A 22,936-nucleotide genomic window follows, 5' to 3' on the forward strand; every position below is an offset into this window, starting at 1 on the left:
TTGCGCGCGATGATTTTTACTAAATTGGTGTGCAGAAACTACATCCATACCTAGAGCTCCGAGTCGTATCACCTCAACTATAGCTTCGTGTCGTAACCAGCCACTGGCGAACGTCCGCTTCTGGCCGTTTCCTGCCTGTCGCAAAGGGACGCAGTCGACCCATAGCGGCAGGTCAGTTCGTCTACGAAACCAGGGGCGATTCATTCCACGGCGCAACCTCAACCCGCTCCGGGATTGTGCATGTGCGATCGCGGACTTTCGCCGTGGGCATGCGCAGGTGCCTATCTACTGGGTGAAAACCACTTGGTGTAGATCAGTTCGTAGGTCCCGTCCTCGTACAAGGCGAGCAGTGCCTCGTTGATGGATTTGCGTAACGGGCTGCCGGTAGGCACGGCGATTCCGTATTTTTCCGGCCTGAAAAGCGGCCCGACGACGATCAGGGCGCCGTTGCCGCGCTTTGCGGACCAGTACTGAAGGGTGGGCGCATCATAAACGATGGCCTGCACGTCCCCATGGGTCAGCATCCGGATGCCATCGGCGGCGGTGTAGACGTTGACGAACGGCAGACTGTGCTGGGTAAGGTAATCCGCGGCGACAGACCCCGGTACCGTTGCGATCATTTTGCCTGTCAGGTCATCGGGGCCTCGAATGTTCGACTGCAGGCGCGCGATGGTCTGTGATGAGGTGACGGTCGCCGTCAGCTGGGCAATGAGCACCACGCCAATCAGCCACATCGCGGGCACGAGTATGCGCTTCCAGAGATTGGCGGCGTTGCGTTCACCGTGCTCGCCGGTTGCGATGATCAACATGGTCACCCACAAACCTTCGCCAATGGCGCGCAGGTAGGGCTTCTGAAAATTGGCATCTTGCTTGCGCTCGATCAGCCAGACCAGGTTGGCCAGGAGAAAGACGATGACCAGCGCAATACCCACGAGCTGACTGATGGCCAACCATGGGACTGACCAGAACGTTTCCATGAACGTGTCCTGGTTCTGCGCGCGCACCATGATCCGCAAGCCGGAGTCGAAATAGGGTAATGAGAAGTCCACGACCCTTTCCCTTTCGGGTGTCATGGTGATCGCGGCGATCGCCGCGTCCGCGTCGCCACGCTGCATGGCTGGCAATAAGTCGGCCCCTGCCGGTACTTTGACCCAGGAGAATTCAACGTGCATGCGCCGTGCGACTTCATTCCATAGATCGATACTGAAGCCCTCTGGAATAGTCGTTTGTGGCAGTACGAAGGGGGCGATATCGGCTATCGCGATGCGCAGAGGGGGGAGGGCGGCGCTCGTATGGCTTTTGCTCTCCTGAGTTTGGGATGCCTCCGCGGCGGGGACGATCACTAACATTAAAAGTGTCAGGCAACTGAGAGAGATCAGCCACCGAGCCGGTTTTTTCATCGCATCTCCCTAGGGCGGGGTGGGTCGATTGCAGCGTGAATGGATGTGCCAGTTACCGTTAAACGAGTCTAGCTGCACTGCGCTGAATCGCCCTTGGTATCGGAGACACCCCTAGCTTCCTATCGGGGTAACAGTGCCTTGGACATACGAGTCCGCTTTTGGCTGAATGCTGTCCACCACAACTGTGCCAACCCCACTCAAAATCACTCCCTCCCTCTACAGCGAACCTCGCAGCCAACCTGCACATTTATGTGAATCCGGTATCAGTGCTATGCGATTGGCACGGTTTATCGATCAATCCTTGAGCGGTACTTTGTTTCTCGGCGATATCTGACCCAGAGCAAGCGTCGCTGCAGCGCTTGCTCAATGAAGATTTTCCACGACGACCACATTTCCGAACAGCCGGTCCCCATACGCGTCCAGGACAGCCAACCCGGCGCGATATCGGCCACCGCTGTCAAAATCGTTGCAACACCAGGAGTATTCTCATGATGGGAAGCACGTTGAAGGCCACCTTGATGGCCGCCATGATCGGCTTGTCCGGTGTCGATGCCGAGGCCGCGGACTACCGGCAGAATCCCTTCACCCTGACCTACGACGGTGCGCTGACCCGCAACGAACCGGGCAAGGTCAACATCCATCCAGTCAGCTACAAGCTCAATGGCCTGGACATCGCGGCCAACGTCTACACCCCGGCGAACTATGACGCGGCGAAAAAATACCCGGTGGTGGTCGTCGCGCATCCCAATGGCGGTGTGAAGGAACAGGTCGCGGGCCTGTACGCGCAGCGGCTGGCGGATCAGGGCTACATCACCATCACCGCGGATGCGGCGTATCAAGGCGCCAGTGGCGGTGAGCCGCGCAACGTCGACAAGCCGGCCCACCGCATCGAAGACATCCATGGCATGGCGGACTTCATCGCCAGCTATCCCGGTGCCGATAGCCAGCGCCTGGGCTTGCTGGGTATCTGCGGCGGTGGTGGTTATGCGTTGGCGGCGGCGCGCAGCGACAAACGCTTCCAGTCGATCGCGACCTTGAGCATGTTCAACTCAGGCCTGGTGCGCCGCAATGGTTATCAGGACTCGCAGCTGTCGACCATTCAACAGCGCTTGCAGCAGGCATCGGCAGCCCGCGCCCAGGAAGCGGCGGGCGGGGCGGTGGTTTATGTGGGTGATGCCAAGTTGACGGATGAGCAGATTGCCCAGTTGCCGTTCGACTTGTATCGCCAGGGTTTCGAGTACTACGGCAAGACCCACGCCCATCCCAACTCCACCTTTCGCTACACCCAGAGCAGCCTGATGGACCTGATGAGTTTCGATGCCACGGATCAGCTCGAGTTGATCGACAAGCCGTTGCTGATGATTGCCGGCAGCAAGGCCGACAGTTTGTACATGTCTCAACAGGCCTTCGCCAAGGCCACCGGCACCCAGGACAAAAAGCTCTTCACCATAGACGGCGCCACCCATATCGACACCTATTGGGTGCCGGCCTATGTCGACGTGGCGATGCAGCAACTGACCGGGTTCTATGCCAGAACACTCTGATCTGAAGGGAGTCGACTTGATGAAAAACACCTTGATAGGCATCGCCGTGTGCGCCGCGGCACCTTTTGCCGACGCTGCCGGTGCCGGCGGCGACGAAGCGTCCCGGGCCGTACAGCAGATCAGTCGGGCCGGCAGTCAGGCCTCGACCACCGGCCCCGCAGATTATTTCACCGGTCGCGTGCGGGTCGATCCCTTGTTTGCCCCCAGCGAAGAGATCAATGCGTCCGGTGCTTATGTCAGTTTCGAGCCGGGTGCGCGTTCGGCCTGGCACACCCATCCGGCAGGCCAGCGTCTGGTGGTGACGTCTGGCGTGGGGCGGGTCCAGGAATGGGGCAAGCCAATGCAGGAGATTCATCCGGGTGACGTGATCGTCTGTCCGCCGGGCGTCAAGCATTGGCATGGCGCGGCGCCGGGAAGTTCGATGACCCATCTGGCGGTGACGGGATCGGTGGATGGCAAGAGTGTGCACTGGCTGGAAAAAGTCAGCGACGAGCAGTACAACGCGCAGCAGTCGCCGGCTGCAAAAGCCGAACCGGCGAGCCAAGCGTTATCCGAGACGCTGTCTGCCAGGCAACAGGCGATTCCGTTGATTGCCGCCGCCATGGCCACCAGCAACATGTCCGTCCTCAATGCTGCGTTGAATCGTGGACTGGATGCAGGATTAAGCATCAGCGAAGCGAAGGAAATCCTCGTGCAGCTTTACGCCTACAGCGGCTTTCCACGCAGCCTCAACGCCCTCGGCGAGTTGATGAACGTCGTGCAAGCGCGCAAGCAACGTGGTGTGCAGGATGATCATGGGCGCGAGCCTGTGCGGCCGATTCCTGTCGGTGACGCACTGTTGGCGGCGGGCAAAGCCAATCAGACACGCATTGCCGGCGCGCCTGTCGCGGGGCCGTTGTTCGACTTTGCGCCAGTCATCAACCAGTACTTGCAGACGCACCTGTTCGGCGACATTTTCGAGCGCGATAACCTCGACTGGCAAAGCCGGGAGCTGGCCACCGTTGCGGCGTTGGCGGTCACTCCCGGGGTCGAGGCGCAGTTGCGCTCGCACATGGCTGCCAGTCTGCGGGTCGGCCTGACGGTGGCGCAGTTACGAGCGCTGATTCAACTGTTGGCTGACCAGGGCGAGGACGCTGCGGTCAAGCGGGCCAACGAGGCGCTGCAGAGCGCTCAGCCCTCGTAGCGCAACGCCTCGCGCAGCAAGGTGAAGGCCGGTGAGCTCTGGCGTCGGCTCGGGTAGTACAGGTGGTAGCCGGAGAAGGGTTCGCACCAGTCCTTGAGTACGTGAACCAGCCGACCCTGGGCGACATGTTCGAGGACCAGGTCTTCCGGCATATAGGCCAGGCCCAGGCCCTGGAGGACGGCTTCCAGGCGCATCGCGATGTTGTTGAACACCGCCTGGCCTTCGACCCGCACGTTCAGCTCCTGGCCGTTCTTTTCGAATTCCCACAGAAGCAGGCCGCCGTGAGTCGGCATGCGCAGGTTGATACAGTTGTGCTGCATCAGGTCATTGGGGATGAGCGGTTTGGGGTGTCGGCTGAAGTACGCCGGCGAGCCCACCACGGCCATGCGCATGTCCGGGCCGATGCGCATGGCGATCATGTCCTTGGCCACCTGTTCGCCCAGTCGAACACCCGCGTCAAAACCTTCGGCGACGATGTCGGTCAGGCCGTAGTCGACGATGATTTCGATACTCAGATCGGGGTGCTCGGGCAACAGTTTCGCCAGCACCGGATGCAGCACGGTGATCGCCGAATGCTCGCCTGCCGTGATGCGCAATTTGCCCGCCGGTTTGTCGCGAAACTCGCTGAGCAACTTCAACTCGGTGTCGATTTCTTCGAATCGAGGGGCGATGACTCGCAGCAAATGCTCGCCGGCTTCGGTGGGGGAGACGCTGCGGGTGGTGCGAGCGAGCAACCTCACACCCAGGCGCTCCTCCAGCTGGCGCATCGCCCGGCTCAACGCCGGCTGGGACATGCCGAGCCGGGCAGCGGCACGGGTGAAACTGCGCTCCTGAGCCACGGCCGAGAAGATCGCGAGTTGGTCGTAGCTGTCGACAGTCATTTATACGCCCTTGATATAAACAGGTGCCGATTATGCCATCGATGGCTAGGTCCAGAGACGGTCTTTGATCAACTGGCCGCGCTTTTGGACAATGCAGGCGGTCGCTGGATCCTGCCGCTGCCGGCTCAGTTCGCCAGCGTAACTTCAGCCCGCGCCCGATCAATGCCTCTCGCCCGGTTCCGGATTGCCAGGCAGCCTTGGCCACTCACCGGCCAATTCTCAAAAAAATACCTGAAGCCAGACGCAACAAGGCGTTGAGGGGCTATGGCGCAGTTGCGTCAGAGCCTCCTGCACTGCGTGGCGTCGACCGAGGGAAGACGCACTTCAAAAAAACTATTGATGATGTCATCAAAAATGATGAATATATCAATAACTCGTGGGGAGGCGCCGATCTCAGCCATGAGCATCACAACAACAACAGCAAAAACAGGATGAATTCATGAACGCGATTTCCCCCGCCGACGCCGTGCCAGACGCCGACAAAAGCATTGCCTTGCAGGACTACGCCCGCTCGCTGATCCCTACGCTCAAGGCCCGCGCCAAAGACACCGCTGCCCTTGGCCGTCTGCCGGCAGAAACCATCGCTGACCTGGAAGCCGGTGGCCTGCTGAGCATGACCACCCCACGCCAGTTCGGCGGGCCGGCGGTTTCCGTGCGTACCTTCCTGAATGTGGTGGCCGAGCTCGGCCGCGCCGACGCCGGGGTCGCCTGGGTAACGGCGTTGACCAACGTCACCACCTGGTGCGCGGCCACGTTCTTCGGCGCGCAAGCGGCCGAGGAAGTCTTTGGCGGCAGCAAGCCTGCCCGGGTCACCGGCGTGCTGTCGCCGCGCAAGGCTGTGGTGAAAAAAGTCGAAGGTGGCTACCTGATTGAAGAGGGTCTGTGGGGGTTCAACTCAGGCATCTATCACGCCACTTGGGACATGCTCGGCATCCCTCTCGTAGACGCCAACGGCAAGCTGGTGGACCAGGGCGTGGCACTGATTCCCGTCGAGCAGATCGAAATCCTCAATGACTGGAATGTGATCGGGATCAGCGGCAGCGGCAGCTCGAGCATCTCGGTGAAAAACGTATTCGTGCCGGACTCACGCATCGGCTCGGTCACCAAGGCCATCGTCGGCGATTACCCGTCCAGCCACTTGGCCGACCAACCACTGTTCCAAACCGCCTGCATGCCGATGCTCTCGATTATTCTGGCGTTCCCGGCCCTTGGCCTGGGCGTCGCTGCGCTGGAAACATTCCTCGAAACCCTGCCGCGTCGCAGCATTCAGTACTCCTGGTACGACAAACAATCCGAAGCGCCGATTACGCATCTGCAAGTCGGCGAAGCGTCGGCCAAAATCGATGCCGCGCGAACCCTTCTCGAGCACCATGCCGATGCCATGGACGCCAGCGCCGCCTCTGGCGTGTACATGGACTTCAACGCGCGTGCCAAGGTTCGCCGCGACGTGGGCTACGCGGAAAAACTCATCTGGGAAGCGGTTGACATGCTCGCTTCGGCCTCGGGTGGATCGCTGGCCTCGACCCATAACCCGATGACCAAAATCTGGCAGGACGCGCGCATCGCCTCACTGCACGGCATCGTCACGCCGAACACCAACTTCGAAACCTATGGCCGGATTCTCTGCGGCATGTCGCCTGGTACGCCGTTTATCTGAACGACGCTGACCGTGAATCGATGAGGAGCTCTGGCTATGCAAATGCGTGATGTAGATGCGCGGGCGTTTCGCCGCGTGATGGGCAAGTTCGCCACGGGTGTCACTGTGCTCAGCTTTGTTCATGAAGGGCAACCAGCGGGAATGACTGCCAATGCCTTTATGTCTTTGTCGGTCGACCCGCCCATGGTCCTGATCGCCGTGCGCACCCAGGCGCGGTTCGCCAGCAGCATCAAGGTCGGCGACGCCTTCGGTATCAGCTTTTTGCGTGAAGAACATGAAGAGGCCAGCAGTCATTTCGGTGGCCGCCCCAACCCCGGGCAGGTCCCTGCATTCAGCGAACTTGCCACGGTGCCGGTACTGGACGGTGCACTGGTGCAACTGGCGGTGCGTGCCAACGCCGTGCATATCGGCGGCGACCATCTGATCTACACCGCTGATGTCGAGGCCCTGGAAGAGTCGGACGGGCGCCCGTTGCTGTTCTTCTCCGGTGCCTACAAGCAGCTGCACGCCCTTGATCCGGCCAACTGCTGGTTTGATCGCGGCTGACTGACAACGCCCAGTGATCCAGGGCGGCAGGCGCCGCAAGGGTGTTCTGCACCCGCCAGTCAACAACGCCATGCCGCTGACAATAACAAAAGGAGCAGAGCATGATTGCCATACGTGACATCGCTTATGTGCGTTACCAAGTGCCGGATCTGAATGCCCAGGCCGCTTTCCTGAGCGACTTCGGCCTGCTGCACCACGCCCAAACGGCCACCTCGCTGCACATGGCCACCTACGCCGGTGGTTACCCGGCGTACATCGCCGAACAAGGTCCGAACAAGGCCCTGGGTGTTGGCTACCGTGTCGCCAGCCTGGAAGATTTGCAGCGGGTGGCTGCGCACTTCGACGTGCCGGTGCTGGCTAATGAAGAACTGGGCGCCGGCTGGTCAGTGACCCTGCGCGATCCCGATGGCAGCCGGGTCGATCTGCTGTTTGGCGGTGATGTCATCCGCCCGCTGCCGGTACGTGCGGCCTTGCAACTCAACACCGCCGACAAGCGCCAGCGCGTGGGCACCACCAACCGTGTGCAAGTGCGTGCGTCCCACGTTGTGCGTCTCGGTCATGTGGTGCTGAAAACCGTCGACTACCGCGCCATGTTCGCCTTCTATCACGACCTGCTCGGCCTGCGGGTGTCTGATAGCTACTTCGCCGAGTCCCCGGAAAACACCGTAGCGGCGTTCATGCACTGCGGCCTTGGCGAGCACTACACCGACCACCACACCGTGGCCTTGCTCAACCTCGGGGCACTGGAACCCGGCTTCGACCACTGTGCCTTCGAAGTCGTGGATTGGGACGACCTTGCCACTGGCAGCCAACACCTGGCTCAGCTGCAACACCGGCACTCCTGGGGCATTGGTCGACATGTGCAGGGCAGCCAGGTTTTCGATTACTGGCTCGACCCCAATGGCAACAAGATCGAGCACTGGACCGATGGCGACCTGGTGAACGACGCCACGCCCGTTACCCATGAACCGCTAAGCCCCGACGCGCTATCCCAATGGGCGCCGCCGTTGAATCCGGAATTTCTCGCCTGAACCCACTTCTGAAGAAGGACTGCTGCAATGAAACTTGCTCGATATCGCCATAACGGCACCACCTCCATCGGCCGCGTTGAAGGCGACCGTCTGATTGACCTCGCCGCGTTGTTGCCCGAGGGCGCCGCGGATGTGGCGGCCGTGTTGGCCCTGCCAGAGATACTGGCGACTGCCGCCAAACTCCAGGCTTCGCCACAAAACAGTGTGGCCCTGGACCAGGTTCGCCTGCTGGCGCCGATCGTGCGCCCCGGCAAATTCATGTGCATGGGCATGAACTACAAAGACCACGAAGAAGAAGCACGGCGTCTTGGCGTCGCCATTCCGACTTCGCAAGTCTGGTTCAGCAAGCAGATCACCTGCATCAACGGTCCGTTCGATGATGTGCATTTTCCTCAGGCGGTCGAGCGCCTGGACTACGAGGCCGAAATGGGTGTGGTGATCGGCAAGGGCGGGCGCCGCATCAGCGAGGCCGACGCGTTGAACCACATTGCCGGCTATTTCGTCGCCAACGACGTCAGCGCCCGTGACTGGCAAGCGAAAAGCCCGACCTGGACCCTGGGCAAATCCTTCGACACCCATGGCCCGATTGGCCCATGGATTGTCACCGCCGACGAAATCGCCAATCCGCAAGAGCTGACCATCAGTCTCAGTGTCAACGGCCAGCGCCGGCAGAACTCTTCCACAGAATTGATGACCTACAGCGTCGCCAGGCAGATCGCCTACCTCAGCGAAGTCATGACACTGGAACCAGGCGACATTCTGATCACCGGCACCCCGGCCGGCGTCGGCATCGCCATGGACCCGCCGACCTACCTGCAAGTCGGTGATGTCGTGCGAGTCGAGATCGAAGGCATTGGCCATATCGAAAACACCATCGTCGCCGAACCCCGTTAAGCCATGGCCAGCCGGCGCCTGGCGCCGGCTGGCTGCCAAACAACAAAAAAGGACATTCGCCATGGCAGCGCCGAACAAGAAAATCATCATTACCTGCGCGATTACCGGCTCCATTCACACGCCGTCAATGTCGCCGCATTTGCCCATCACCCCCGAGCAGATCGCCCGTTCCGCCATCGAAGCGGCCCAGGCCGGTGCGGCGGTGGTGCATCTGCATGCGCGACACCCTGAAACGGGTTTCCCCAGCCAGGACCCGGCCTTGTTCGAGCAGTTTCTGCCAACGATCAAGCGCGAATCCGATGTGGTCATCAACCTCACGACCGGCGGCTCGCCGACCATGACAGTGGAAGAACGCATCGAGCCGGCCATGCGCTTCAAGCCGGAAGTGGCCTCGCTGAACATGGGCTCGATGAACTTCGGCATGTACGAACTGTTGCAGCGCTACAAGGAGTTCGAGCACGACTGGGAACAGTCCTACCTGGCCAGCAGCGACGAGCGCATCTTCCGCAATACCTTCAAGGATATTGCCCACATCCTGGGCGCTTGCAGCGAGCAGGGCACGCGTTTTGAGATCGAATGCTACGACATCGGCCACCTCTACACCGCTGCGCATTTTCGTGAGCGCCTGCTGCTCAAAGATCCGCTGTTCATCCAGTCGGTGTTCGGCATTCGCGGGGGCATCGGTACGCACCCGGAAGACATAGCCCACATGAAGCGCACCGCTGACCGTCTGTTTGGTGAAACCTACAACTGGTCGGTGCTCGGTGTGGGGGCGCAACAGCCGCGAATTGCCACGCAGTCGCTGTTGTTGGGCGGCCATGTACGCGTAGGTCTGGAAGACAACCTCTGGCTGGGCAAGGGCCGTCTGGCGCAGAGCAATGCCGAGCAGGTGCGCGCTATCAAAGGCGTGATCGAGTCCTTGGGTTTCGAGGTCGCGACCGCTGATGAAGCCCGGCACATCATGCAGCTCAAAGGGCGCGACAACGTCGCCTTCTAAGCGCCGCGTCACCTCACCACAAACCCTTTAAAGGAAGCCGTCAACAGCTGCCGCAATCAGCGGCAGAGAGTTCGTGCGCGCCGCGTTTGGCGCGTACCCCTGCTGTTACTCATCGATGCCAATAAAAATAACAGTCATACGGGAGTTTCAATGAACACCAATCTTGCGATGCGCTATTCACTGGCAGGCCTGGGCCTGATGCTATGCGGTAGCCAACACTGCCAGGCGATGAACTTCAATATTCCCACCTCGGCCAGTATCGAGTCAGCGCAAATGGGCGGCGCCTCCATGGCGTTTGCCCAATCGAGCATGATCGCCAGCGACAATCCGGCCGGCATGGCCAACCTGGGCAACCGCCTGGACGGGGGCCTGCAAATGTTCTTCGGCAGCTTTCGCTCCAGCTTCGGCAACGAAGAAAATCGTGACGACTTCAAGGTGCAGGTTCCGATTCCAAGCGGTGGTTTCAGCCATGTCCTGGATGAGCGCACGACGCTGGGCATGTCCGTGTACTCCATCGGTTCCGGCTCGGACTACAGCCATGCGGCTGTGCGGGGGCAGGGCTTTCCGGATGTGAAAACCAGGATGACCTACCTTATTTTTGCCCCGACCCTGGCGTACAAGGTCACTGCGGATTTTGCCGTCGGTGTGTCGACGCTGATCGGTGTTCAACAATTGCAAGCCCGTGGGCTGGTAGCGCCACAGCCGGACGGGAGCCTGGGGTTGTCGCCCACCCATGGTATCCAGACACAGACCGGCTATGGCTGGCGGGTAGGGGCCCTGTGGACCATCAACCCATTGCTTAGCGTGGGTGCTTCGTACTCACCGAAGATGCGTTTTGCCGATGCTGACGGCTACGAAAACGACCTGCTGGCGGTTGCCGGCGGCCATCTGGATCTGCCGGCGCAATACGGCGCAGGTATCGCGCTGCACCTGACGCCAACCCTGACCCTGGCCGCCGATTACCTGCGTCTGGAGTGGAGCGATGTCGGTTTTCTCAATGATCCCAAAGGCGCCGGTTTGAACAGTCAGAACGTGTACCGCGTGGGCTTTTCGTGGGACGCGGCCAACAGCATCACCTTGCGCGCCGGTTTCAAACGCGCCAGCGAGGCGGTGGACTCCGACCACACCGCCGCCAACTACTATTCGCCGGGCATTCTCAATGATTCCGTCTCCGCCGGATTCACCTACCACCTGCCTGAGCAGACGGACGTTTCCCTGGGTTACGAATACCACCTGCCAGACACCCTTCGGGGTACCGGGCCGAGCACTGGCAGTAATATCGGTGCGCATTATTCGCAGGTACTGCTGGGCGTTGGCATGAAGTTTTAAGCCAGTTGCGGCGTCACCCCACCGGGGTGACGCCGCAGCCCTGTTGCGGGTTGAGGCGAGTCGGGTATCCTTGTCCGCCAAACGCTCCAGCGCCCCGGAATCGGTGATGAACGACAAGGCCAAGCCTGCACCCAAACGCGCCAAAGCAGCGACGCCTGCTGCTTCCAGACCTGCTCCCGCGAAAAAGCCCGAGCCCTCCGAGCCGGCTGCCGAACCACGGCAACCGCGCATCAACGAAAAAGCCCGGCAACGCACGCGCAACAAACTGCTGCGCGCCGCCCGTTCGGTGATGGGCCGCAAAGGCATTGAAGCCACCGCGATCAATGACATCACCGAAGAGGCCGAGTTGTCGTTTGGCTCCTTCTACAACTACTTCACCAGCAAGGAAGAAGTGGCCCGTGCGGTTTTTATCGAAGACGCGCTGGCCATGATCGAGGAGCTGGACGCCGGTACTGCCCCTGAGGCCAGCATCGCCGAGCGGGTCGGGGTGAATATTCGCCGTACCATCCACCGTGGACTCACCGATCCGGTGTGGGGCTGGTTCCTGGTGCACTCCATGTACAGCATCAATGACATGATCTCCACCATGGGCAATCCCCTGGCCCGCGACATCCAGATCGGCAACAACGAAGGTGCGTTCGACGTGGTCGATGTCGACTCCACCGTTGACTGCATCGTCGGCGGGATGTTGTTTCTGCTGCGCAAGATTCTCGAGGGCGGCCGCCCCGTGAGCGCCGTGGAGAGCATGGTGCAGTACATCTTGCGCGGTATGGGCGTGGCACATGTGGAGGTCGACCGGATCATTCATATTGACCTGGGCAATTGAGGGCATGGGACTGACCGGTCGAAGCCACAGTCCGGTGCGATCCTTCGCCCCAGGCAAATGTCGGTTATGCAGGGTCGAAGGCCTCTGACTCGATCGTACGACCTGCCACCTACATCCGTTTAACCACCGGCGGGTTCCATTTGCCGGTCAGCGCGTCGGCCTTCGGACCATAGAGACGCATGGTCAGGTTGAACGGCCCGGCGGGCGCCGGCAGCCAATTGGCTTCCATCTCCTTGCCCGGGCTCTCGTGTTGGAAGTACAGGTCGAGCGACCCGTCGGCGTTGCTCTTGAAGGGCATCCAGCTGCTGACGGCAAAGCGATTGAGCGCGTTGCCTACCTGAAAGCCATCGCTGTCGTACAGGGTGATCGACCAGAACGCGTTGACCGGTGGGGTAGCGTCTTTGTCGAAGTGCAGTTTGTACTGGTTGGCACCGTTGAGCGGTTTACCCGTGTCGTCGGCGAGGTTCAATGGATAGATCGCGTCCTCCGGGAGGTTGGCGCCCAGGCCTTGTTGCGCAATGATGGCGCGCTTGAGGTAGTAGTTGCCGTAGACCCCCATGGTATCGGTGTTCATCGACCAGCCATTGGCGATTCTGGCAAGCGTCGCCACCTTCCATTTCATCAGCTCCTGCGCTTCTGCCGGCACCGTCTCGAGTGCTTGCTTGAGCGCGGGGTCGAGATTATCGAGGTCAAAACTCTTGCCGGGTTCCAGGCCGATTTTTTTCATCTGCGCGATGATCGGCTGGTCAGTACTGTGCGGGGGATTGACCTTGAGCAGCTCGGCGGCATAGGCGAAGTACTGGCTGGCAGACATGGTATCGACCTGCTCCTTGGGCGGGGTTTTCATGTCCACGTTCGGGTCGATCTGCGCCGTCACCGGCTCTGCGGCCTTGCCCCAGTGCGACAGTGGGGTCACTTTATAGCCGGCCTGGATCTTTTGTACCGCCGGGTAATCGGCCTCGCCGTCGGTCTTGGTGCGGCCGATGATCCAGACGTAAGGCGTCGGTGCGGGCAGGTGGGTGAACCCCTCTGGAACATTGCCGCTCCAGCCCGGTGGCGTCAGCAGGAAGTTGCCCGCCTGGGTGCCGGTGGTCCGCCAGCCGGGGGAGGCAAAGACATCCGACCACATGTCGAGCATCGGCAACAGGTAAAAGCGTCCATCGGTGTCCGGTGCGGAGATCACCAGGGGTTCCCGGGTAAGGTCCAGCCACGCGGTGGAGTAGAGCGTGTCAAAGTTGGGACGCACCACGCCCTTGAAGTCGGCGGGTGGATACTTGGGCAGGTTCACGAACAGGTTCATCGGGCCCTTGCCGATCTCCTTGCCCGGCTCGATGTTGGTGAACTGCTTGCGGGTGAGGTCCATCGTCAACAGTGGGTAGAAATAGGTGTAGGCGTCGATGCCGATGGCGTGCGCCTGGGCAGGGCTGATCGACGCCTCGGCAGCTACCCCCGACATTGGGAGTAGCGCGACTAATGCAGACGAACATGTGACGGCTTTCAGTGTCTTGATGTTCAACATTTGGCTGGCTCCCACGGTCTCGGGCTGGAATCGGGTCATAGAGGTTTAGCACAAGAAATCACTCGCTACTTGCCCGCAAGTGTTGCCCTGCGGCGACGTAGCTGCCTGCGAATGCGAGCAGGCAAGTCGCTGCGCACGACAACCCAGGCAACCCATCGCGACAGGCCCCTGCCTGTTGCCGACAATCATCGCGTTCCATGCATAAAACCTGCGCCTGATCCTTTGCGAATCACTAGAATGGCGAGACTCGAAAAACAAGATTCAGTGGATGCAACCCGCCTTGAAAATTCAGCCTCTTCCGCCGCTCAACAGTTTGATTGCCTTTGAGGCGGCAGCCCGTCATTTGAGTTTTACCTTTGCTGCCAAAGAGCTGAATGTCACGCAGGGGGCGATCAGTCGCCAGGTTCGATTGCTGGAGGATTATCTCGGCAAGACCCTGTTCGAAAGGACCACGCGGACCATCAACCTCACGCCGACCGGTGCCCATTATCACGAGACGGTCCGTGACTGCCTGCAGAGCCTGGCGCGGACTACGGGGGAGATTCGCCAGTGGCGGGGCGATCAGCAGGTGACCGTGGCCACGAGTACGGCCATGGCGTCGTTGTGGCTCTTGCCCAAGGTGGCGGAGTTTCAGCGCCAGCATGAAGAGATCGATCTGCGGATCATTGCCATCGATCACGTGAAGGACTACGCCAAGCTCGATTGCGACCTGGCGATGTATTACTGCAGTGCCGCACCGAAAGGCCTGGAGGTGACACCGCTGTTCTCCGAGGAGATCTTCATGGTGTGCAGTCCGTCCTACCTGGAAAAGCATCCGCAGTTGGCCTCGATCGAAGGGCTGTCGTCCTGCACCTGGTTGTGGCTTGAAGACTCCCAACGCGACTGGATCGGCTGGCCGGACTGGTTCAAGCGCCTGCAACTTGCCCCGGTTGCGCCGAAACACCGGCTCAACATCAACAGCTACAGCATGCTGATCCAGTCGGCCATCAGCGGGCAGGGCGTGGCCCTGGCCTGGAACAATCTGGTCGACGAGCCCTTGAGTACCGGTGCGCTGGTTCGCCCCAACGATCGGGTGCTGCAGACAGACGCGAAGTTCTGTCTGCTCGAACCGCTGAGTAGCCGAGGGCCGCGACACAGTGTGAAGCTGTTTCGCGACTGGTTGATGGGCCTGCCTTCCGTCCAGGGTTAAGCGCCCGATCCGTAATGAAAAACGCCGTCAGTGCTTGGCTGACGGCGTTTTTTCATCGGTAGCGAATGGCCGGTTTCAACTGGCCTTTCTCGCCGTCAGCAAGGATCCTTCGGCACCTCCCAACACGCTACCGCCCTGTGCTGAAAAGGTTTCGCGGACGCTGTCCTGAACCGGCAGGCGAGCGGGTGGCCAGTGCGGCAGGTCGCTGAAGGTTTCGTCCCGCAGGCTGCGAATCAGCGTGTAGCTCATGACCATCATCAACACGGCAATGGGCAGGCCTGCGGCGATACTTGCCATCTGGATGGCCTTGAGCCCGCCCGCCAGCAGCAGTCCCGCGGCGACGCCGCCTTCCAGTACACACCAGAGCAACCTGATCCAGTTGGGCGGGTTGGTGCTGCCCATCGCATTCAATGTACACAGCACCTGGGTGCCGGCGTCGGCGGTGGTCACGAAGTGCACGGCGAGCAGCAGGCAGACGAAGATCGACAGTGCGCCACCGATCACCGGGCCGTCGAGTTTGCCAAGCAGGGTGAACATCGCCGCCGTGGCTTCCTTCTTGGTCGCCAGAAGAATGGTGCCGCCTTCGAAGGGCACCTGTTGCTGCACCTGCTCGGTGCCGGCGACGGTTTTCTGGAATTGCTGGCGTTCGGTTTGCTCACTCTTTAGCGCAGCACCACCGAACACCGACATCCACAGAATGGTCACCAGGGTCGGGACCACCAGGGCACCGACAATCAGCTCGCGAATGGTCCGGCCTTTGGAAATCCGTGCGATGAACAGACCCACGAACGGCCCCCAGGTCATCCACCAGGGCCAATAGAAGGCCGTCCACCAGTTTTGCCATTGCGTGTCTTTCTGCGTGTCCATCCACAGGCTCAAGCCGACCAGGTTCTGCACATAGTCGCCGGTGGATTCGAACATGAGGTTGAGGATGTAACGGGTGGGGCCGACCACCAGCACAATCAGCATCAACAGGATCGACATGTACATGTTCAGTGTCGAGATCCGTTTCATGCCCTTGGACAGGCCGGCCAGCAGTGAGATCGAAGCGATGATGGTCACCCCGAGGATGATCGCCAGTTGCAGGCTGATGCTGACCGGCACGCCGAACACCTGGTGCAGGCCGGTGTTGATCTGCGCGACCCCAAGGCCAAGGGACTGGGACACACCGAATGCGGTGATGGCCACGCCCATGATGTCGACGACATGGCCGATCCAGCCGTAGATCCGATCGCCAATCAGCGGGTAGAGCAGGGAGCGAAGCGCCAGCGGCAGGCCTTTGCGGTAGGAAAAGTAGGCCAGGCTCAGGCCGATCAGGGTGAAGATTGCCCAGGGGTGCAGACCCCAATGGAACAGCGTGATGCGCATGGCCATGCTCGCGGCTTCATCCGTCAGGCCTTTGGCAAACGGGTTGTCGGCGTAGTGCAACATGGGTTCGGCGACGGACCAGAAAATCAGGCCGATGCCCATGCCTGCGCTGAACAGCATGGCAATCCAGGAGCCAAAGCTGAACTCCGGCTGGTCGTCGTGAGCCCCCAGTTTCAGGGTGCCGAAGCGGCTGACGCAGATGTACAGCAACAGGCACAGCACGGCGCTCAGCAGGGCCAGGTAGTACCACTTGAAGTTGGTCAGGATGAAGGTCGACGCTGCTTCAAACGCTTTGGCCGCCTGCTCGTTCTGGAACGCGCAAAACAGCACAAACAGGACCACGGTAGTGATCGAAGCCACGGTTACAGTGGGGTTGAGACCTTTGAGAAGGCCCGATTCTGCACGCATTTTTTTCCCCTTTTATTATTGTTCAAGGGTTGTGGGTTTTGCCGGGTGAGGGAAAGGGCGGTCGTTGGCAAATGCCAAGGGCCGGTCTCTGACGCCTCAGGGTGATCTCGAGGCAGGCTCGGGATGTGGCAACAAAATGGTGGAGACACGGACCGCCGACAACTCATTTATCCTCATCAAGATATGACTTTTGCTCATTAATGTTCCGACTTGCCAAAGCCGGACCATCCCCACTGATCACTGAACCGTATCAGCACTCTATGCCTTCGATATTGATGATTAATAGTCATTAATGACTGCAGGAAAAATCGTTTGTCGAGGCTTGCTCTTGTTGCCGAAACTCGCCGCCATGCAGCAGGCCAGACCTGCGGTGCATTTCCTTTCGTGCCAGCAAGAGAAAACAATAATGACTTCCACGACCGCGACCCGCCTCATCCCCACGCAATCCCTTGAGACTGTCCTGGCGCCGATTCATGAGGCCCATGGCCTGACCAACGAATTTTATACCGAGCAGCGTTATTTCGACCTGGAGCGCGATCACGTGCTCGGTCGTAACTGGGCGTGCGTCGGTTTTGCCAGCGACCTGCCGAGCAACAGCTACGTCAAGCCAGTGGACTTCATGGGCCTGCCACTGCTGTTGATGCGTAACCGCGAGGGCCTGGTCCAGGTCTTCCACAACGTTTGCAGCCATCGCGGAGTAAAGCTGGTGCAGCAGGCGGGTGAAGTGCAGGGCGTGATCCGTTGCCCCTACCACTCCTGGACCTACGACCTCAACGGCGGCCTCAAAGGCACGCCGCACGTGGGCGGCATCAACCAGCACAAGGACGAGCGTTTCGCCTGCGAGAAACACGGCCTGAAGGCTTTGCGCAGCGCCATCTGGATGGACATGGTGTTCATCAATCTGTCTGCCGACGCGCCGGACCTGCATGAACAACTCGCGCCGCTCACCGAGCGCTGGAGCCAATTCCTCGGCACCGACGGCATGGACTTGATGCGCCGCGAGCCCAACAGTGGCGCGGTCAGCATCGAGGTCAACTGCAACTGGAAACTGGCCGTGGAAAACTACTGCGAGGCTTACCACCTGCCGTGGGTGCACCCGAGTCTGAACAGCTACTCGCGCCTGGAAGACCACTACAACATCATCTTCGATCAGTTCGCCGGCCAGGGCAGCCATGCCTATAACCTGTCCGACGTCGCCGGTACACACCTGCCGATTTTCCCGTCCTGGCCGCAGGATCGTCTGCGCACCGCCGAATACGTGGCGTTCTTCCCCAACGTCCTGCTGGGCATCCAGGCCGACCATGCGTTCGCCATGATGCTGGAGCCGATTGCCCCCGGAAAAACCGTCGAACACCTGCGTCTGTTCTACGTCGGCGACTCGGCCCTCGATGAGCGTTTCGAAGCGGCACGCGATGCCGTCCTGCAATCGTGGCGCGTGGTGTTTGCCGAAGACATCGCTTCCGTCGAAGGCATGCAGAAGGGCCGCCATTCGCCTGGCTACGGCGGCGGTGCGTTCTCGCCGGAAATGGATCTGCCGACGCATTTCTTCCACCAGTGGGCGGCGCGTCAGCTGCTCGACAGCGCCCAGGGCGTGTGAGGAGATGAGCATGCATTCGATCCAGTCGCACTGGCTGAACTTCATTGACGGCACCTGGACCGACAGTGAACAGCACATCACCGTCAACAACCCCGGCACCGCTGAACCGGTCGCGACCATCGCCCAAGCGGGCGTGGCCGACGCCGAACGCGCATTAACAGCGGCGCGGCGCTGTGCCGACCGCGGCGAGCTGACCCGCGCCCGTCCAGCGCAACGGGTGACCTGGCTGTTGGAGATTGCCGCGCAGATCCGCGCAGTCACCGAACAAGGCGCGTGGGTGTTGTGCCAGGAAAACGGCAAGAGCCTGCGTGACGCTCGCGACGAATTCGTCGAGGCGGCGCGTTACTTCGAGTACTACGCCGGCATGGCCGACAAGATCGAAGGCACCTCGATTCCGTTGGGCAACGGCTACATGGACTTCACCGTCTACGACCCCATGGGCGTGTCGCTGCAAATCGTGCCGTGGAATTTTCCGGTGTCGATCTGCGCGCGCTCGCTGGCGCCGGCACTGGCGGCCGGTAACGCAGCGGTGATCAAGTCGCCGGAGATTTCGCCGCTGGGCCTGTGCGTACTGTTGCAGGCCATCGAGCGCGCGGGTTTGCCCCGTGGTGCGGTCAACCTGCTGTGTGGTCGCGGCCGCGAAGTCGGGGCCTACATGGCCGGGCATCGCGACGTCGATCAGATTGTCTTCACCGGTTCCGTCGCAACCGGCCAGAGCATCCTGCGCGCTGCCGCCGAGCATGCGATTCCCAGCGTCATGGAACTGGGCGGCAAGTCGGCCGCGCTGGTGTTCCCGGATGCCGATCGCGAACAACTGCTGGCCAGTGTCCGCAACGGCATTTTCTTCAATGCCGGACAGGTCTGTTCGGCCATGTCCCGGCTGCTGGTGCACCGTTCGCTGTACGACGAGGTGGTGGCTGACGTGGTGGCGATGGCCGAGAGCCTGAGCATCGGCCTTGGGCAGGACAACCCGGACCTGACCCCGGTGATTTCCGCCAGTCAGTTGCAGGGCATCCAGGCGATTTGCCGGCGTGCCGAAGAGGAGGGCGCCGTGCTCGCCACGGGCGGCGAAGCGATCAGCGGTTTGCGCGGGCATTTCATGGCGCCGACTGTGTTCCGCGACGTCACTGCGCACATGGACATAGCCCAGACCGAAGTCTTCGGTCCGGTGCTGGCAGTGATCCCCTTCGACACCGAGGAGGAGGCCATTCGCATCGCCAATGGCACCGAATTCGGCCTGGTCGCCGGTGTGTTCACCCAGGACCTCAATCGCGCCCTGCGCTGTGCGCGGCGCCTGTGTGCGGGCCAGGTGTTCATCAACGAATGGTACGCCGGCGGCATCGAAACGCCTTTTGGCGGCGTGGGTCTGTCCGGCTTCGGGCGCGAGAAAGGCCAGGAAGCGCTGTACAGCTATGTGCGGACCAAGAACCTGGCCCTGCGTATTTCCGGCGAGTGAGGGCTTCAGCATGAAAAAGTGGCTCTGCATCATCTGTGGCCTGATTTATGACGAAGCCCTCGGCTGGCCCGACGACGGCATCGCCGCCGGGACCCGCTGGGAAGACGTGCCGGCAGACTGGTTGTGCCCTGAGTGCAAGGTCGGCAAGGCGGATTTCGAGATGATCGAAATCAGTGAGCCGGTCAAGGTTGCAGCCGTGGCGCCGGTTGCGATGAAAGCGGCGCCAGTGAAGGTTGCAGCGGCGCAACCGGTGGTCATCATCGGCAGCGGCCACGCCGGTTACGGCCTGGCTCAAGCGCTGCGCAAAGCCAATCCGCAACTCGATGTGCGGGTGCTGACCCAGGACTGTGGTCACCTCTATTCCAAGCCAGCGTTGTCCATCGCACTGGGCCAGGGTCGCAGTGCCGCAGCCCTGGCATCGGAAAGCCCGATGGCGCTGGAGCAACGACTGGGCATCCGCATTTACAGCCACTGCCGGGTCGAGCGCATCGATACAGCGGCGCGGCGCCTGCACACCAGCCTGGGCGAGATGCCTTATGGACAACTGGTATTGGCCAGTGGCGCTTCACCGCTGCGCCTGCCCATCGACGGATGTGCCGACGCATTGCTCAGCGTCAACAACCTGCAGGATTACCGCACGTTCCGAGAGCGCCTCGACGGTGTGCGCAGTGTCGCGGTGTTGGGCGACGGCTTGATCGGTTGTGAGTTTGCCAACGACCTGGCCGGCAGCGGCTATCAGGTACGGGTCATCGGCCTGGGCAAATGGCCGATGGAGCGCCTGTTGCCGGAACCCGCGGGTGTGCACCTGCAGCAAGCGTTATCCACGCTTGGCGTGCAATGGCATTTGCGCACGACCTTGCAGCGCATCGAACAGGGCAGCCACGGTTATCGACTGCAACTGGCCGATGGTCAGTGCTTCGACGCGGACCTGGTGGTGTCGGCAGTCGGCCTGCGACCCAACCTGGAATTGGCCCAGGCAGCCGGCCTGGCCTGTGGACGCGGCATCCAGGTCGACGGGCATCTGCAGACGTCGCAGCCAGGCATTTATGCCCTGGGTGATTGCATCGAGGTCGAAGGGCAATTGCTGCCGTACCTGGCGCCGATCAACGAGGGCATTCGCGCGTTGGCGAAAACCTTGAACGGGCAACCGACGCTGGTGGCGTACCCCTTGGCACCCGTGACGGTAAAGACGCCGGTTGCACCCTTGTGCCTGCTCGCACCGCCTGCTGGTTGCGCGGGGCAATGGCACTGCGACGCGACCGCCGACGGCCTGAGCGCCGCCTTCCGCGACCACGATGACGTCTTGCGCGGCTTCGTCCTGCTCGGACGGCAAGCCCAACTACAACGTAATGCCTGGCTGCAGAACTGCCAGGACACCCCACAGCCTGTGGCTTGAGAATTGACCCATGAACAGTATCGTTAACCTGCCTCACGATGACCGCAGTTGTGGCTGGTATGCCGCCTTGCCGGAACCGCGTCCGGCCAAGCGCCTGGTCGGTGAGCAAAAGGCTGACTATGTGGTGATCGGCGCCGGCTTTGCCGGTCTCGCCGCTGCGCGTCGCCTGGCCGAGCACAAGCCCGAGTCGCGCATTCTGTTGGTCGATGCCCAGCGTGTCGGCTATGGCGCTTCAGGCCGGAACTCGGGTTTTGTCATCGACTTGCCGCACAAGTTCGCCCTGGAACATCCCGATCCTCAGCACAAGCAACGCCTGCTCGGGCTGAACCGCGCGGCCATCGACCAGCTGCAAACCCTGATCGGTCGCCACGGCATTGAATGTCAGTGGTCCCATGCCGGCAAATACCAAGGTGCGGTGGGCGAGCGCGGGCTGGCTTACCTGCGGCATTTCGAGAAGCTGATGAGCGATCTCGGTGAGCCCTATCGGGTGGTCGAGCGCCAGGAACTGGCTGGCGTGCTCGGGAGCAACTATTACAGCCGCGCCATCTTTACCCCGGGTTGCTACCTCATGCAGCCGGCGGCACTGGTGCGCGGCCTGGGCGCATCACTTCCAGAGAACGTTGAAGTGCTCGAAGAGTCGCCGATCCAGCGCCTGGAAAAAGATGCCGCGGGGAACTGGATCCTCGACGGCAAAGAGGGTTTGATCCGCACGCCGACGGTGCTGCTGGGGACCAGTATCTTTACCCAGGAGTTTGGCTACTTGCGCAATCGACTGCTGCCGGTGATGACCTTTGCCAGTTGGACGCGACCGCTCACCGACGCCGAGATGGCCAGCGTTGGCGCCCAGGCCGACTGGGGGCTGACCCCGGCCGATCATGCCGGTACGACGGTGCGCATGACCCAGGATCGCCGATTGATCATCCGCAATACCTACAAGCATGTGCCGCGCTACGGGCGCAGCATCAATGACTCGACGCGCCTGAAAATCCGCGAGGATCATAACGCGGCGTTTCTCGCCCGTTACCCGCAGCTCGCCCATGTGCCGTTCACGCACACCTGGGGCGGTGTTTATGCAATCTCGCGCAACTTCACCAACTTCTTCGGCAAGCTCGACGACGGTGTTTTCGCCACTGCTTGTGACAATGGGGTAGGGGCCGCATGGGGCACCATCTCCGGGACCCTGCTGGCGGACAAAGCGCTGGGGGCTGACTCTCAACGTCTGCAGGATATTCAGGCGGTGACGGGCATGCCTTCGCGCAATCCGCCGGAGCCGTTCCTTGGTCTTGGCGTGCGTTCCCGTATCCGCTGGGCGGCCTGGAACAGCAGGAGCGAGCTATGAACGCTGCGTCTGCCGAGCGCAAACCGGTGCTGCTGGTCGATCACCGGCACCTCGACTTCGTGCATCGCGGCGGCCCTCCCGGGGGCGCCAGCGTGGCCCGCGCCTTGAGCAATGAGGTGTCGCCGCATCTGGGCATCGGCTTTGCGCGCTGGGCGGGCGCCGAGGTCGCCTGGACCCTGCTGTACGACGAAGTCATTTTTGTCATTGAGGGCTGTTTCGAGCTGCGAGCCAACGGCGAGCTTTATCAGGTGACCCCGGGGCATTTGCTCTGGATTCCCGAAGGCACGGAGCTCGTCTACGGCGGACACGCACTGTTCGGCTATGTCGTGCATCCCGGTGACTGGAAGCAGCGTCACGGCCTCATCTGATCCGGGAA

General features: G+C 61.2%; 19 protein-coding genes and 1 pseudogene. 16 read left to right on the forward strand and 4 right to left on the reverse strand.

The features are described 5' to 3' along the window. Positions 1-281: 281 nt before the first annotated feature. Positions 282-1,400 carry a transporter substrate-binding domain-containing protein gene (locus tag EIY72_RS26675; protein ID WP_093222624.1) on the reverse strand — a complete coding sequence of 373 codons (1,119 nt, stop codon included), beginning with the start codon at positions 1,398-1,400 and terminating at the stop codon, positions 282-284. 488 nt (positions 1,401-1,888) lie between these two features. Between EIY72_RS26675 and EIY72_RS26680 the strand changes: the two genes are divergently transcribed. Both EIY72_RS26680 and EIY72_RS26685 read left to right on the forward strand, forming a co-directional pair. Beyond that, entirely contained in the window at positions 1,889-2,944 is a 1,056-nt protein-coding gene (locus EIY72_RS26680) for an alpha/beta hydrolase (protein ID WP_093222621.1), read from the forward strand. A gap of 19 nt (positions 2,945-2,963) precedes the next feature. After that, on the forward strand, positions 2,964-4,127 hold the full coding sequence (locus tag EIY72_RS26685; protein ID WP_093222616.1) for a (R)-mandelonitrile lyase: 1,164 nt from the start codon (positions 2,964-2,966) through the stop codon (positions 4,125-4,127). Here the strand turns inward: EIY72_RS26685 and EIY72_RS26690 are convergent. Further along, on the reverse strand, positions 4,115-5,008 hold the full coding sequence (locus tag EIY72_RS26690) for a LysR family transcriptional regulator (RefSeq protein ID WP_093222612.1): 894 nt from the start codon (positions 5,006-5,008) through the stop codon (positions 4,115-4,117). The genes EIY72_RS26685 and EIY72_RS26690 overlap by 13 nt on opposite strands. Positions 5,009-5,447: 439 nt before the next feature. Here EIY72_RS26690 and EIY72_RS26695 point away from each other — a divergent pair, with 439 nt between their 5' ends. From EIY72_RS26695 to EIY72_RS26725, 7 genes are all read left to right on the forward strand, one after another. Beyond that, entirely contained in the window at positions 5,448-6,665 is a 1,218-nt protein-coding gene (locus tag EIY72_RS26695) for an acyl-CoA dehydrogenase family protein (protein ID WP_093222607.1), read from the forward strand. A 36-nt stretch (positions 6,666-6,701) separates the two neighbouring features. Further along, positions 6,702-7,211, forward strand: a complete 510-nt coding sequence (locus EIY72_RS26700; RefSeq protein WP_093222602.1) for a flavin reductase family protein — start codon at positions 6,702-6,704, stop codon at positions 7,209-7,211. 101 nt (positions 7,212-7,312) lie between these two features. Further along, positions 7,313-8,242, forward strand: coding sequence for a VOC family protein (locus EIY72_RS26705; protein WP_093222598.1), 930 nt, complete (start codon positions 7,313-7,315; stop codon positions 8,240-8,242). A 27-nt stretch (positions 8,243-8,269) separates the two neighbouring features. Next, complete coding sequence (locus EIY72_RS26710; protein ID WP_093222594.1) at positions 8,270-9,136, forward strand: fumarylacetoacetate hydrolase family protein; 867 nt, start codon at positions 8,270-8,272, stop codon at positions 9,134-9,136. A 61-nt stretch (positions 9,137-9,197) separates the two neighbouring features. Continuing rightward, a complete protein-coding gene (gene kce / locus EIY72_RS26715; RefSeq protein ID WP_093222590.1) occupies positions 9,198-10,133 on the forward strand; it encodes a 3,5-dioxohexanoate:acetyl-CoA acetone transferase in 936 nt (311 codons plus the stop codon). Between the two features lie 150 nt (positions 10,134-10,283). After that, positions 10,284-11,462: an OmpP1/FadL family transporter gene (locus EIY72_RS26720; protein ID WP_093222587.1), complete on the forward strand. Its 1,179-nt coding sequence runs from the start codon at positions 10,284-10,286 to the stop codon at positions 11,460-11,462. A 70-nt stretch (positions 11,463-11,532) separates the two neighbouring features. Further along, the gene (locus EIY72_RS26725) at positions 11,533-12,288 is read left to right on the forward strand and encodes a TetR/AcrR family transcriptional regulator (protein WP_231985568.1); all 756 of its coding nucleotides are present in this window, start codon (positions 11,533-11,535) and stop codon (positions 12,286-12,288) included. A 109-nt stretch (positions 12,289-12,397) separates the two neighbouring features. On the opposite strand, the gene EIY72_RS26730 is transcribed toward EIY72_RS26725, so the two are convergent. Then, positions 12,398-13,744 carry a DUF1254 domain-containing protein gene (locus EIY72_RS26730; protein ID WP_371315396.1) on the reverse strand — a complete coding sequence of 449 codons (1,347 nt, stop codon included), beginning with the start codon at positions 13,742-13,744 and terminating at the stop codon, positions 12,398-12,400. 343 nt (positions 13,745-14,087) lie between these two features. On the opposite strand from EIY72_RS26730, the gene EIY72_RS26735 reads away from it, so the two are divergent. After that, a complete protein-coding gene (locus EIY72_RS26735; protein ID WP_093230577.1) occupies positions 14,088-14,996 on the forward strand; it encodes a LysR substrate-binding domain-containing protein in 909 nt (302 codons plus the stop codon). 75 nt (positions 14,997-15,071) lie between these two features. Here the strand turns inward: EIY72_RS26735 and EIY72_RS26740 are convergent, their stop codons facing one another. Then, positions 15,072-16,772, reverse strand: a complete 1,701-nt coding sequence (locus EIY72_RS26740; RefSeq protein WP_093222573.1) for a BCCT family transporter — start codon at positions 16,770-16,772, stop codon at positions 15,072-15,074. A gap of 406 nt (positions 16,773-17,178) precedes the next feature. Between EIY72_RS26740 and EIY72_RS26745 the strand changes: the two genes are divergently transcribed. The 6 genes and pseudogenes from EIY72_RS26745 to EIY72_RS26765 all read left to right on the forward strand — a co-directional run bounded on the left by EIY72_RS26745 (position 17,179) and on the right by EIY72_RS26765 (position 22,928). Next, positions 17,179-18,369 carry an aromatic ring-hydroxylating oxygenase subunit alpha gene (locus tag EIY72_RS26745; RefSeq protein WP_093222568.1) on the forward strand — a complete coding sequence of 397 codons (1,191 nt, stop codon included), beginning with the start codon at positions 17,179-17,181 and terminating at the stop codon, positions 18,367-18,369. 10 nt (positions 18,370-18,379) lie between these two features. Then, positions 18,380-19,825: an aldehyde dehydrogenase family protein gene (locus EIY72_RS26750; RefSeq protein WP_093222563.1), complete on the forward strand. Its 1,446-nt coding sequence runs from the start codon at positions 18,380-18,382 to the stop codon at positions 19,823-19,825. A 10-nt stretch (positions 19,826-19,835) separates the two neighbouring features. After that, positions 19,836-19,997: pseudogene (locus tag EIY72_RS30180) on the forward strand (rubredoxin); the annotation flags it as partial. A gap of 39 nt (positions 19,998-20,036) precedes the next feature. Then, complete coding sequence (locus EIY72_RS26755) at positions 20,037-21,221, forward strand: FAD-dependent oxidoreductase (protein WP_231985596.1); 1,185 nt, start codon at positions 20,037-20,039, stop codon at positions 21,219-21,221. A gap of 10 nt (positions 21,222-21,231) precedes the next feature. Next, positions 21,232-22,560 carry an NAD(P)/FAD-dependent oxidoreductase gene (locus EIY72_RS26760; protein WP_093222552.1) on the forward strand — a complete coding sequence of 443 codons (1,329 nt, stop codon included), beginning with the start codon at positions 21,232-21,234 and terminating at the stop codon, positions 22,558-22,560. Then, positions 22,557-22,928 (forward strand): ethanolamine utilization protein EutQ, encoded by a 372-nt coding sequence (locus EIY72_RS26765; protein ID WP_093222548.1) that lies wholly within the window; start codon positions 22,557-22,559, stop codon positions 22,926-22,928. Before EIY72_RS26760 ends, EIY72_RS26765 begins: the two co-directional genes overlap by 4 nt. Positions 22,929-22,936 lie beyond the last annotated feature (8 nt).

The organism is Pseudomonas vancouverensis (genome assembly GCF_004348895.1).
Lineage (GTDB): Bacteria > Pseudomonadota > Gammaproteobacteria > Pseudomonadales > Pseudomonadaceae > Aquipseudomonas > Aquipseudomonas vancouverensis.